We start from the raw sequence: 13,171 nt of genomic DNA on the forward strand, positions 1-13,171 counted from the left end.
GACCCACGCTAGATCGCCGGGCGCCGTGCGCAAGTGCCGCGAGGCCTCCGGCTAACGGGCGGGGCTCCCGCCGTACACGGCCGTCACCTTCACACCGAGCGCCGCGGGCAGCAGCGGCGCGGCCTCGGCGATGGCCGCACCGCCCGGGGCGAAGGCGGCGGCGTGCCTGAGCGCGATCCTGGCCGCCCGCCCCTGGACCTCGTAGGAGGCGTGCCCGAACGCGGCCGCCAGCGCGGGCGCCGGCTCGGCGGCATGCGGCAGCTCCCGTTCCAACCGGCGCAGGCCCTCCAGGGCGAGCCTGGCCGCAGGCCGGAACGTCAGCGCGCCGATCGTCTCGACGACCTCGCCTGCCGCGGCGGCGCCGCTGTACCCGATCTGGGCGAGCGCCAGCTCCGCGACCGCGCCGGGAGCGGCGGGCAGCAACCGCAGATAGTCGCGTACGCGCGCGGCGGCCTCCTGCGGCGTCGGGTCGAGCAGGTGGTGCAGCCGCACGAAGAAGCGCAGCCCGATCTCGTCCCCGCCACGCAGGAACCGGCGCAGGCACCCGTCGAGCAGTTCCGCCCGCGACACCCGGCCCTCGGCCGGCAGCCGCCGGAGCAAGGCCGGCCAGCGGGTGGGGACGGGTTCGCCACGCTCCTCACGCAGGACGCGGCCGGCGCCCTCGGCCTCGAAGATCTGCGGCAACAGTGAGCCGAGCAGCGGATCGTCGCCCGACGGCCGGGCTCGGAGCCAGGCGAGCACGAGGGGGTCGTGCTCGGGCGGCGGGGCGCCGCAGGCCCGCAGCAGCCCTAGCGCCAGAGGGGCGCCGGGGTCGTCGGCCGTGCGGATCTTCCGGGCCAGCCGGGCGGCCACCTCGGCCTGCCACGCGGCCGGCTGCGCGGCCAGCACCCGGATCACCTCCTCCGTCCCGGCGTGCCGGTCGGCGAACTCGCGCCGGGTCAGCCAGGCGACGGCCGCGGCGGGACCGGCCAGCACACCGGCCCCCGCGATCCGCAGCACCTTCCCGTGGCCGCCGACGCCATCTCCCGGCGCATCCCACTCTTCGCCCTCTTCGTCATGGTCCGTGCCCGCCCGGAGAACGGCGGCGTCGCGCAGCTCCGGCAGGCGCCGGGCGACCTCGGCGCGCCCGGCGTCGGACAGGGCGATCACGAAGTCGGCCAGGCCGCCGGCGTCGCGGCCGGTGACGAGATCACGCACCCGCGCCCAGGCCGTCATGGCGCCGCCTTCACGAAGGTGGGTGCCCACGTCATGCGTGGCACCCTGGAGATCGTCACCTCTCGGCGTCGAGAAGCTGGTCACCGTGTTCGATCGCCCAGCGGCCGAGGGCCCGCATCGGACCGTCGACCAGGCTCCGTCCCAGGCCGGTCAGGGCGTACTCGACCCGCGGCGGCGCTTCGGCGTGTGCCCGGCGGTCGATCAGCCCGTACGCGAGCAGGCGACGCAACGCGTCCGTCAGCACCTTGTCCCTGATGCCGCCGATGGCCAGGCGGAGGTCGCGCCGACGGCGCGGACCGGAGGCGAGAGCCGCCAGGACCACCGGATCCCACGTGTGGGCGAACAGATCGGTGGCCGCACGCACCCGGCAATCCGCCACGAACTCATCCCGATCCATGACCTGCCTCTCCGCCCAGCGTGATCGTTGCGCACCGTTCGGTGCGTAACGACTTTTCTACCGTTACGCCCAGACATTGTTCGACATGAGGGGAGTACGCGGATGCGCATTGGCATTCTGGGCACCGGAACGCTGGCGGCGGCGCTCGGCGAAGGCTGGACGCGCGCCGGGCACGAGCTGACCGTCGCGGGACGATCTCCGTCCAAGGCGCGTGAGCTCGCCGGCCGGCTGGGCGGGGGAGCACGGGCGCTCACGCCCCGCCAGGCCGTCGAGGATCGTGACGCCGTGCTGCTCGCGGTGTCCTGGCAGGGCGCCGAGGACATGCTGCGCGACGCGGGCGGCGGCTCGCTGGCGGGAACCCCGTTGATCGATCCGACGAACGCCGTCGAGCACGGCGTGGGCGTGGTGCTGACCGGCCCCGGCGAGGCGATGGCACAGCGGATCGCCGCGCTGGCTCCCGGCGCGCACGTCGTGAAGGCCTTCAACGTCTTCCCCTCCGCCCAGTGGACCCGCGCCGGCGGCGGACCCCCCGTCACGGTGGCGATGTGCGGTGACGATCCGCGGGCGTTGCGCGTCGTCGGCGACCTGGTCCGCGATGTCGGCGGACTCCCGGCCGTGCTGGGGCCGCTGGATCGGGCGCGCCAGCTTGAGGAGGTCGCGGGCTTCGTCATCGGGCTGGCCTTCGCCGGTACCGACCCCGGATCCGCCGTCCCGAGCCTCCCCACAGCGGCCGTGTGAGGGTGGTCGCCACGCCGTAGACCAGGCGCGAAGTTCTTTCGCTCTGTGTGGATTTGGACGCGGATGTCGCTCCGGATCCTTCCTAGGTTCTGCGTTGCCGGACACCACCGGCACCACCACTGATGGGAGTCAGGAATCATGCGTAAGCTTCTCGCCGCCACGGCCATCGCCGGTTCGATCGCCGCCGGTCTGGCCATCGCGCCCGCCGCCAACGCGCAGAGCGCCACCACCGCCGCACAGAGCCAGTCGGGCATCGTGGCCTGGAAGAAGCTGTTCTCCAGCGACGGCAAGGCCTACACCCGCGGCGTCGTGCAGAAGACCGGCCCCGGTGTGTGGCGGATCAGCTGGAAGGGCTTCGACAAGGCCGGCGGCAAGAAGGGCTACGCCTGGTTCCGCTACCAGAAGAACGGCCAGTGGAAGAGCCGCGTCACCGCCTGGGACGGCGTCACCGGCATCCGCCAGTTCGAGCTGCGCGGCATCAAGAAGCTGTTCACCTACACCTGCTGGGCCGGCAAGGCCGACAACTGCGGCAAGAAGCTCTGGCTCGTCAAGTAGGCCCATCCAAGTGGCTACATTATGTAGTCGTTCCAGTGATTACTGTTACTAAGCTCTCCACAGGGGGGAGGCTGTGCGGTGGAGGGCCCTCAACGTCGAGGGCCCTGATCCGCGAAGGAGCGGCATCCGCGCCACGATCCCCTTCACCGAGGACCACCTCGACGAGGCCTGCGAACTGGCCGGCCGATAGCCGGGCCTACCGCCTCGGGACGTGCCCGGACCCGCCCCATCCGAAGATCGCCGCCATCCCGGAACGCTCCCGGGCGGCGTGCCTCTTTTGATATCGCGATCTCTTCTCTAGCGTCGGCATATCCGCTGGCACATCACCCGGAAGGGATCACCGATGTCGCACCCCCCGACCGCCGAGGCGGCCTTACCCCCCGACACCGGCCTGGCCCGCGAGGACTACGCGCTTGAGCGCGTCCCCGCGTCGGCCCGCTACGGCTGGATGACCATCGCCGTGCAGCGCTTCGGCCTGCTCAGCGCGCTGTCGCAGTTCCTCCTGGGCGCCACCCTCGGCCTCGGCATGACATTCTGGCAGGCCGTGCTGGCCGTCACCCTGGGCGCCGCCATCCTGGAACTGGTCGCGATCGCGCTCGGCATCGCCGGGATGCGCGAGGGCCTGTCGACCAGCCTGCTGGCGCGCTGGGCCGGTTTCGGCCGGTACGGCTCCGGCCTGGTCGGCCTGGTCATCGCCACCGCGCTGCTCGGCTGGTTCGGCGTGCAGACCGCCGTGCTGGCCCAGGGCGTCTCGGGCCTGCTCGGCGGCTCACCGGCGTGGATCTGGGCGATCGCCGGCGGACTGGTCATCACCGCGATCGTGGTGCACGGCTTCGCCGGCATGGCCTGGACCGCCTGGATCACCGTCCCGGCGTTCCTGGCGCTGGCCGGCTGGGCGATCGCGGTCGAACTGGCCCAGCGCCCGCTCGGCGAGCTCATCGCCTCCAGCCCGGCGGGCCCGGCGATGAGCCTGGCCCAGGGAGCGACCCTGGTCGCGGGCGGGTTCATCGTCGGCGCGGTCATCTCGCCGGACATGTGCCGCTTCAACCGCAACGCCGCCGACGTCGTCAAGCAGACCGTGCTCGGCATCTCCCTGGGCGAGTACGTGCTCGCGCTCGTCGGTGTCCTGCTGGCCCACGCGCTGCGTACCGGCGACGTCGTCACCATCGTCACCACCACCTCCGGCACGGTCGGCATCCTCGTGCTGATCACCGCGACGGCGAAGGTCAACGACTGGAACCTGTACGCCGCCAGCCTGGGCGTCACCAACACCCTCTACACCGCGTTCGGTCTGAAGGCCGGGCGGGCCGCGGTCACCGTCGGGCTGGGCGTGGTCGGCACCGCGCTGGCCGCCCTCGGCATGGCCGACCACCTGGTCGGCTTCCTCATCCTGCTCGGCGTGGCGATCCCGCCGATCGCCGGGATCATGGTGGCCGAGTACTACGTCGTCCGCACGTGGCGGGCCGTCCTGGACACCTCCCGCGAGCAGGGCGCCCTGCCCGCGCGCTCGCCCGGCTGGGTGCCCGCGGCGCTGGCCGTCTGGGTGGCCGCCGCGCTCATCGGCCACTACGTCACCTGGGGCATCCCGGCGCTCAACGCGCTGCTGGCCGCCTTCGTCCTGTACGCCCTGGCCGGCAAGGCAGGGCTCACCGGTTCCAACCGGGCATCCGCCGCATGAGCGCGGCGCCGTACCCCGGCCTTCCCGCAGACAGGAGCGCCGCACCGTGCGCATAGGCATCGACGTGGGCGGCACCCACACCGACGCCGTCCTCCTCGACCCGGCCATGAACGTCGTGGCCACGATCAAGACGGCGACGACCGCGGACGTGACCCGCGGCGTCGTCACGGCGCTGACCGACCTGCTGGACAGCCACAATCTCGACCGCGGCGAGGTCACCGCAGTCATGATCGGCACCACCCACTTCACCAACGCGCTCGTCACCCGCCGCCGCCTGGCCCGCACCGGCGTCGTACGGCTCGCGCTGCCCGCGACCGCCGCGCTGCCGCCCACCTCCGACTGGCCGGCCGAGCTGATCGCGGCCATCCGCCCGAGCGTGCACCTGTGTCACGGCGGGCACGAGGTCGACGGCCGTCCCATCTCGCCGCTGGAGCCCGACGAGCTCAAGCGGGCCGCCGCCGACCTGGCCGCCCACGACATCACCACGGTGGCGATCAGCTCGGTCTTCTCCCCCGTCACCGCCGAGGCGGAGCTGACCGCCGCCGACATCCTGCGCGCCGAGCTGCCGCACCTCCGGGTGAGCCTGTCCCACCAGATCGGCCGCATCCGGTTGCTGGAACGGGAGTCGGCCACGATCGTCAACGCCTGCCTGCTCGACCTGGCCGACGAGATCGTCGACGCCTTCACCGGCGCGCTCACCGCCGTCGGGGTGCGCGCCCCGCTGTTCCTGTCGCAGAACGACGGCACCCTCATGGACGCCGAGTACACGCGCAGATACCCCGTCAGGACCTTCGCCAGCGGCCCCACCAACAGCATGCGCGGCGCCGCCTTCCTGGCCGACGTCACCGACGCCGCCGTGGTCGACCTCGGCGGCACCACCGCCGACGTCGGCGTGCTGACCGGCGGCTACCCGCGCCAGGCCAGCACCGACGTGGACATCGCGGGCGTGCGCACCAACTTCCGCATGCCCGACGTCGTCTCCGTCGGCCTGGGCGGCGGCAGCCGCGTCACCCTCGACCCCGGCCTGCGGATCGGCCCCGACTCGGTCGGCTACCGGCTCACCGAGCAGGCCCTGGTCTTCGGCGGCGACACCCTCACCGCCACCGACCTGGCCGTCGCCGCGGGCATGGCCGAGCTCGGAGACCCGGCGCTCGTCCGCCATCTGGACCGCGATCTGGTGCGGCGCGGAGTGGCGTGGATGGCCGATCGGGTGGCGGGGCTCGTCGACCGGATGCGCCTGAGCGCCGAGCCGCTGCCCGTCGTCATCGTCGGCGGCGGCAGCATCCTCATGCCGCCCGAACTGCCCGGCGTACCCGAGGTGCGCGTCCCTGAGCACTACGGCGTCGCCAACGCCATCGGCGCCGCCATCGGCCAGATCGGCGGCGAGGTCGACCGCCTGTTCGTCACCGGCCCCCAGCTCACCCGGGAGGACGTCCTCGACCAGGCCCGCGCCGAGGCGATCGACCTGGCCGTCTCGGCCGGAGCCGAACCGGCCGGCGTCCAGGTCGTGCACGTGGACGAGATCCACGTCAACTACCTGCCCGGCAACGCCGTACGCGTCATCGTCCGCGCCGTTGGCGACCTCGACCTCGGCCGCACCCCGAAGGAGGCGTCCCAGTGGGCTACGACCTGACCCCGCAGGGCCTGCACGACCTGGCGGAAGGCGCCGCCGTCCTGGGCACCGGCGGCGGGGGAGACCCCTACATCGGGCGCCTGCTGGTGGAGAAGGAGATGGCGGCGGGCCGTACCGTGCACATCATCGGCGCCGACGAGCTGCCCGACGGCGCGCTCGTCCTGCCGTCGTCGATGATGGGCGCGCCGACGGTGTTCGTGGAAAAGCTCCCGTCCGGCGACGGCAACGCGGCCGCGTTCCGCGCCCTGGAAAGGCATCTCGGGCGTACGGCTTACGCCGTCATGCCGACCGAGTGCGGCGGCCTGAACAGCATGATCCCGCTCATGCTCGCCGCCCAGCTCGGCCTGCCGGTCGTCGACGCCGACGGCATGGGACGGGCCTTCCCCGAGCTCCAGATGCAGACCTTCGGGGTGCTGGGCGTGTCCGGGTCGCCCATGGCCATCGCCTCCGACCACGGCGACACCGCCATCATCACCGCCGGCGACAACAAGCGTATGGAACAGCTCGCCCGCGCGCTGACCATCCAGATGGGCGGCGCCTCCTCCATCAGCGACTACCCGATGGACACGGCAGAGGTCCGCCGTACCTCCGTGCACGGCACGCTGACGCTCTGCCGCCGCATCGGCGAGACGTTGCGCGAGGCCCGCGCCACCCACGCCGACCCCTTCGACGCCCTCACCAAGATGCTCGCCGGCACGATCTACAGCCTCGGCACGGTCCTGTTCCACGGCAAGGTCGTCGACGTCGAACGCCGCACCGTGGACGGCTTCGCCCGCGGCAGGGCCAGGCTGGAGGCGACCGGCGACCCCGGCGACGTCCTGGAGATCACCTTCCAGAACGAACACCTCGTCGCCCGCCGCAACGGCACGATGGTCGCCATCGTCCCCGACCTCATCTGCACCCTCAACAGCGAGTCCGGCGCGCCCATCCCCACCGAATCCCTCGCCTACGGCCAGCGCCTGACCGTCTACGGCATCTCCACCCCGCCGATCATGCGCACCCCCGAAGCCCTGGCCTGCTTCGGCCCCGCGGGCTTCGGCCTGCCCGACCCGTACGTCCCGTTGGAAGATCTGTGATCAGCGGCCGGAGCCGCGCCCGCGCGGCTCCGGCTGCCACAATCAATTTCCTCCGATATTGACGACGAAATCACACAAAAGGCGATGTTATGCATAAGCGAATGGTGGTGGGATAAAAGGGTCATTCATAAACTGTGACGACGATCTCCGTATATGTGTGGATGGGATCGGAACCATCCTTAGGAGCCCTCCATGACCGTCGTCCGCGTCATGCTGTACGCCCTCCTCGTCCTGTGCGTCACCACCCCGCCGGCCGCGGCCTCGTCCCAGGCGTTCACCTTGACCAGCAGCGCCTTCTCGCCCGGTGGCGTGATCCCGAAGGTTCACGAATGCACCAGCGGCGGCAGCGACCCGCGCCAGCGGAACGAGTCCCCGCCCCTGTCCTGGGCCGGCGCCCCGGCCGCCGCCAGGAGCCACGCGATCGTGATGCGCGACCTCGACAACAACAATCTCATTCACTGGGTGATCTATGACATTCCGGTGAGCGTGACCTCGCTCCCGCAGAATGTCGACCACGCCTACAGGCCCTCGATCCCCTCGGGATCCAGGCAGGTCTACTACCGCGGCAGCGCGAGCCTCTTCGGATACCAGGGCCCCTGCTCGCCGCGCACGGTGAACACCTACGAGTTCGTGGTCCACGCGCTCAACAGGGCGACCTTGTCCGAACTGACCTCCGGTTCGTCCACGCAGACCGCGGCGAGGATCATCGCCAACGCGTCGCTGGGATCGGCGAGGCTGTCCGGCGAGTCGTGAACCAGAGCGCCACATCTCGCCGTGGAACGCCGTGGAACCGGGTGTCACGCCCTCCCGGGTGAGGACAGACTCCCGCGAAACGGAAGGACATGAGAGATGCAGGCAACCGGCAAAGGGATCATCCGGGTGGGCGGAGTGTTGCTGATCGCGGCACTCGCGCTCACCGGGGTCGTCACACCCGCCTCGGCCGCCGGCCAGGCCACAGCGGGCACGTGCAGGCTGACCATTCAGCGGGTCCCCGGGCCCGACCTGTACCAGGTGGACGTCTCCTGTACCGACGCCCAGGTGCTCAACTTCACGCTCATGGGCTCGGACCCGTGGCCCAACCCCGATGACCGGCTGGTCCGGATCCTCGGCTCGTCGAAAGTCATCGGAGGCGACTTTCTCAACGAGGACATCGGAGCCCGCGACGAGGTCTACGCCAAGGTGTCGTACCAGATACCGGGCGGGAGCAGCGGGAGCCGTAACTCCAACACGGTGACCGGCCGCTTCGGCTCACTGTTCACCTAGAGATCCCCAGGGATCGGCGCCCCGGTTTCCCACGTTTTCCCAAGCGGCGGCGCCGCTCTACCCACCGGGCGAGCCCCGATCGATGCTGAGGCGAATCACATGCCACGGGGAATCGTGTACCAGGGGAGCACGCATGGGGCTACGAAGGTGGACGGCCGTCCTGACCGCGGCGGCGCTGGTCATGGCGGGCCTGCTCGTCACGGCTTGGACGCCGCCCAGGGCGGACGCCGAGGCGGTGGACATCGCGACGGCGTGGATGGTCAAACCGCTGTACCGCTTACGGGGCACCACCACGAACGACAACACGCTGTTCACCACCTGGGAGACGGAGTACGACAGCGCGGTGGCCAGATGGGGCTACACCCCCGAGGGCCAGGTTCTGCACGTCGCGCGTGAGGCCGTGACGGGCCTGTCGCCGGTGACCGGCATGCGGAAGTCCGGCGGCGACCGGATCTTCACCCTCGACCCGGCCGAGCGCGATCAGGCCGTGGCGCAGGGGTACGTGGACGAGGGCGTCCGGTTCCACGCGCAGGCGGCGGACGGGGAGGGACTGCTCCCCGTCCACCAGCTGATCAAGGGCCCCTCCCACCGGTACGTCGTGGGCGAGACGGAGAAGGCCCGCGCGCTGGCCGAAGGCTGGACCTACCAGAAGGTCGCCTTCTACGGACGGGGCTCGTTCACGAAGAAGGTGCTGGTCAACGGGGAGTTCACCACCGACACCGCGTCCTGGCAGGCGGCCGGCCCGGCCACGCTGGCGGCCGAGAACGGCGCCGCGAAGATCACCGTGGCGGGCGGCACCACCGAACCCGCGCAGGCGCACGTACGCCAGAGCGGCCGGACGTTGCAGGCCAAGCGGACCTACACGCTGTCCTTCGACGCCCACGCCACGGCCGAGGCGGCGATCAGGGCCGTGGTCTGCGAGGAGACCGAGACCTGCCCGGAGATCTTCGCCGCCGACGTGGAGCTGACCGATCAGCCGCAGCGTTTCGCCTACACCTTCGACTCCACGGCCGACACCTCCCAGGGCGCGCTCACGTTCCAGCTCGGCGGCAAGGGCGAGCTGACGGCCTTCCTGGACAACGTGTCGCTGACGGAACGGAAGTGGACCGTCTCCACCGACCCCCGGCCGACCGAGGCTGAGGCGCTGGCCGCCGCGGAGACCTCCGGCCAGCTGGTGGAGGTGCTCGCCGAGCGGGGTGAGGCGCGGGAGGTGTACGCCACCCCCGAGGGCACGATGTACGTCCAGGACCGGCTCACCCCGATCCGCGTGAAGCAGGGTGACACGTGGGTTCCCCTGTACAACGGCCTGCGGTTCAAGGACGGGGCGGTCCGGCCGTACACCTCGCTGGTGGATCTGCGGCTGTCGGCCGGCGGGACGGGACCGATGGCGACGCTCACCCGTTCCGGCCACACGATGTCGCTGACCTGGCCCGGCGCGCTGCCCGCGCCGACCCTGGACCACGACACCGCCGTGTACACCGGGGTGATGGGCCCGGACGTGGACCTGCGGGTGAAGGCGACTCCGGACGGCTTCGCGCACACGCTGGTGGTCAAGACCCCGGCCGCGGCGCAGGATCCCCGGCTGGCCAGTCTGACCCTGACGCTGGCGGCGCCGACGCTGACGGTGAGCACGAACGCGGAGGGCACGCAGGAGGCGGTCGATCCGGCCAACGACGCGGTGATCTTCGAGGCGCCCAAGCCCATCATGTGGGACTCGGCGCCGGCTCCGGGAGGCGGCGCGGCCGAGCTGACGACGGGTGAGGACGGCCCGGTGGATCCGCCGACCACGCACGCGACGGACGCGGCGCCGGGCGACGCGTCGAAGATCGCCGCGATCGGCGCTGAGCTGTCCGGCGGGCGGCTCACGCTGGTCCCGGACGCGGCGATGCTGAGCGCGGCCGACACGACGTTCCCGGTGTACATCGACCCGATGTACCGCACGCCGATGAGCTCGGCCAACCTCATGGTGGCCAGCAGCGGGTTCGAGATCTACAACTTCACCAAGGACCAGGGGATGGGCCGGTGCCCGATCGGCCTGCCCTCCAGCGGCCGCAGCTGCGGCTCCCCGCATAAGAAGCGGCTGTTCTACCGCGTCCCGACCGGGTGGCTGGCGGGCAAGCAGATCCTGTCGGCCGAGTTCCACGTGCGGGAGGTGTGGGCGGCCTCGGGCAGCAAGCGGCCGGTGAACATCCATCTGACCAAGGCGTTCGGCAAGAACTCCACCTGGAACTCGACCTCCGACAACTGGCTGCGCAAGCTGGACAGCCGCAACGTGGCCAAGGGCTGGTCGGGGTGCGCAGCCAGCACCTGCCCCGCGGGTGACGTGTTGTTCAACGTCACCTCGGGGGTCAGGGAAGCGGCGCAGAAGGGCTGGCGCGACACCACGTTCGGGCTGCGCGCCGCCGACGAGGGCGATCAGCTGGCCTGGAAGCGGTTCGAGTCGCGCGCCTTCCTGCGCGTGCACTACAACCGGCCGCCGCTGCAGCCGAGGATGAGCCAGCTGGAGATGGAGCCGGGCGGCCCGTGCAAGGGGCCGGGCAACCCGTCGGTGTTCAACTGGTCCACGCCGAAACTGATCGCCAAGAACCTGCGCGACCCCGACACCTACAACCGCACCGCCGACAAGGTCCGGGCGGAGTTCCTGGTGTCCTGGAAGAACGCCGCCGGGCAGCCCCGGACATGGCGGCACTTCACCGACCCGAAGAGCGCCAGGTCGGGCAAGGTGGCCAACAGCTTCATGGCGCACGTCCCGCGCGGGCTGCTGCCGGAGAACACGGTCATCGACTGGCAGGTCAGGGCCTGGGACAGCCGCAAGGGCAAGGGGCCGTGGAGCTCGAACGGCGCGGCGACCGCCTGCTACTTCGTCTTCGACACCAAGGCGCCGCCGCTGCCGGCGATCACCTCGCCGGGGCCCGAGGGGTACGTCGCGGAGAACCCCCTGGATCCGGCGCAGGTGCCACAGGACGGCATGGGCCGCTACGGCAGGTTCGTCGTCACCTTCGACCCGTCGGTGACCGAGTGGGCGTACGCGGTGAACGAGGAACCCGCCCAGTTCCGCCGCCGGACCGCGGGCAGCGCCACCGAGACGCTGCACCTGCTCCCCAAGGTCATCGGCAGCAACAGCCTCTACGTGCGCGTCAGGGACCAGGCGGGCAACTACTCCAAGGGCTCGGCCGTCTACCGGTTCCGGGTCGCCCCCGGCCGCGCGCCGAAGGCGCACTGGAAGCTCAACGACCCCGCGGGATCGGTCATCCTGGCCGACACGCAGGGCCGCTTCCCCGCCCGGGTGTCCGGAACGCCGCACCTGGGCGTGGCCGGTTCGCGCGGCACCGCCATGGCCGGCGACGGCACGACGGCGTTCGCCCGTACCGACGGCGCCGTGCTGGACACCACGCAGAGCTTCACGGTGACCGCGTGGGCCAAGCTGCCCGACACCCTGCCCACGGGGTACGCGACCGTGGCGGCCCAGGACGGCGTCAACGTGTCGGGCTTCTGCCTGCGCTACGACCCGAACGCCAAGAAATGGGTGTTCTGGCGGATGAACTCCGACTCGACGTCGGTTCCGTCCTCCAGCGCCTGGTCGGCCAAGCCCGCCAGGCCCGGCGAGTGGACCCACCTGATGGGCGTGTACGACGCCGTCGCCAAGAAGGTGCGCGTCTACGTCAACGGCGAGCCCGGCAGCGAGATGGACTACACCAGCGCCTGGCGGGCCGGCGGCCCGCTCACGATCGGCCGGGTCCAGTGGGCCGCCACGCCGCTCGACTTCTTCCCCGGGAAGATCGACGACGTACGCGTCTACGACCGGATCGTCACCGTCGAGGAGGCGGCGGCGCTGTCGAGGGAGATGCTGACGGTGGCGCACAAGTGGCACCTCAACCGCGCTCCCGACGACAGCGGCGAGGCGATCAGAACCCCCGTCCGCCTGTACGGCGCGGCCCGCTTCGTGCCCAAGACCCCCATGAGCAACAGCGCCGTGCCCGGTTCCCTGCACCTGCCCGGCGCGGCGGCCGACTACGCCGGCGTCGCCGCGGCGATCCTGGACCCGAGGGAGAGTTTCACCCTTTCGGCCTGGGTGGAGACCAGCGGGAACGCGCGCAAGGCGATGACCGTCCTCGACCTGCCCACGGCCACCGGCAGCGCGCTGCGGGTGAAGTTCGACCCCGGCCGCGGCGATCCGGACATGGGGGAGATCGGCCGCTACGTCGTGGAGATCCCGGGCGCCGGCATCGTCGAACACCCGGCCTTCCACACCGGATTCGGCGACTGGGACCATCTGGCGATCGTCTACAACGCACGGGAGAAGACGCTGGAGTTCTGGGTGAATGGCACCCTCGAAGCGGCTCCGGAGGCGGAGGTCAAGTCCTACCGCCACGACGTCGCCCTCACCGGGCCCGTCACCTCGGCGCAGATCGGCCGCGGCGGCACCTCGGCCAACTGGTCCGGCCACGTCGACGACATCTGGGTGCTGCGCGGCCCCGCCGACGAGACCCTGATCGACCTGCTGTCCCTGTGGTCGGAGATGTCAGTCGTCTCAGAAGACGCGCTCAACGACAACGACTCCGACTGACCTGCCACGGGGTCGCCGCGCCGCCGCGGCGACCCCGTCACCCCCACTC

10 protein-coding genes are annotated in these 13,171 nt (G+C 71.3%); 8 read left to right on the forward strand and 2 right to left on the reverse strand.

The genetic code is table 11. The features are described 5' to 3' along the window. Window positions 1-51 precede the first annotated feature (51 nt). Together ACIBI5_RS46920 and ACIBI5_RS46925 are read right to left on the reverse strand one after the other, a co-directional pair. Window positions 52-1,215, reverse strand: a complete 1,164-nt coding sequence (locus ACIBI5_RS46920) for a hypothetical protein (RefSeq protein ID WP_397257197.1) — start codon at window positions 1,213-1,215, stop codon at window positions 52-54. 55 nt (window positions 1,216-1,270) lie between these two features. Then, complete coding sequence (locus ACIBI5_RS46925) at window positions 1,271-1,612, reverse strand: winged helix-turn-helix transcriptional regulator (protein ID WP_397257198.1); 342 nt, start codon at window positions 1,610-1,612, stop codon at window positions 1,271-1,273. A gap of 102 nt (window positions 1,613-1,714) precedes the next feature. Between ACIBI5_RS46925 and ACIBI5_RS46930 the strand changes: the two genes are divergently transcribed. From ACIBI5_RS46930 to ACIBI5_RS46965, 8 genes are all read left to right on the forward strand, one after another. Continuing rightward, a complete protein-coding gene (locus tag ACIBI5_RS46930; protein ID WP_397257200.1) occupies window positions 1,715-2,350 on the forward strand; it encodes an NADPH-dependent F420 reductase in 636 nt (211 codons plus the stop codon). A gap of 138 nt (window positions 2,351-2,488) precedes the next feature. Further along, the gene (locus tag ACIBI5_RS46935; protein WP_397257202.1) at window positions 2,489-2,905 is read left to right on the forward strand and encodes a hypothetical protein; all 417 of its coding nucleotides are present in this window, start codon (window positions 2,489-2,491) and stop codon (window positions 2,903-2,905) included. Between the two features lie 343 nt (window positions 2,906-3,248). After that, a complete protein-coding gene (locus tag ACIBI5_RS46940; RefSeq protein ID WP_397257204.1) occupies window positions 3,249-4,583 on the forward strand; it encodes a purine-cytosine permease family protein in 1,335 nt (444 codons plus the stop codon). Window positions 4,584-4,629: 46 nt separating this feature from the next. Beyond that, window positions 4,630-6,216 (forward strand): hydantoinase/oxoprolinase N-terminal domain-containing protein, encoded by a 1,587-nt coding sequence (locus tag ACIBI5_RS46945; RefSeq protein ID WP_397257206.1) that lies wholly within the window; start codon window positions 4,630-4,632, stop codon window positions 6,214-6,216. Beyond that, window positions 6,201-7,292, forward strand: coding sequence for a DUF917 domain-containing protein (locus ACIBI5_RS46950; RefSeq protein WP_397257207.1), 1,092 nt, complete (start codon window positions 6,201-6,203; stop codon window positions 7,290-7,292). The genes ACIBI5_RS46945 and ACIBI5_RS46950 overlap by 16 nt, the downstream gene beginning before the upstream one ends. A 192-nt stretch (window positions 7,293-7,484) precedes the next feature. Next, the gene (locus tag ACIBI5_RS46955; protein WP_397257208.1) at window positions 7,485-8,045 is read left to right on the forward strand and encodes a YbhB/YbcL family Raf kinase inhibitor-like protein; all 561 of its coding nucleotides are present in this window, start codon (window positions 7,485-7,487) and stop codon (window positions 8,043-8,045) included. A gap of 96 nt (window positions 8,046-8,141) precedes the next feature. Then, window positions 8,142-8,555, forward strand: a complete 414-nt coding sequence (locus ACIBI5_RS46960; protein WP_397257209.1) for a hypothetical protein — start codon at window positions 8,142-8,144, stop codon at window positions 8,553-8,555. A gap of 133 nt (window positions 8,556-8,688) precedes the next feature. Further along, window positions 8,689-13,122, forward strand: coding sequence for a LamG-like jellyroll fold domain-containing protein (locus ACIBI5_RS46965; protein WP_397257210.1), 4,434 nt, complete (start codon window positions 8,689-8,691; stop codon window positions 13,120-13,122). Window positions 13,123-13,171 lie beyond the last annotated feature (49 nt).

The organism is Nonomuraea sp. NPDC050540, from assembly GCF_044457485.1.
Classification (GTDB): Bacteria; Actinomycetota; Actinomycetes; order Streptosporangiales; family Streptosporangiaceae; genus Nonomuraea.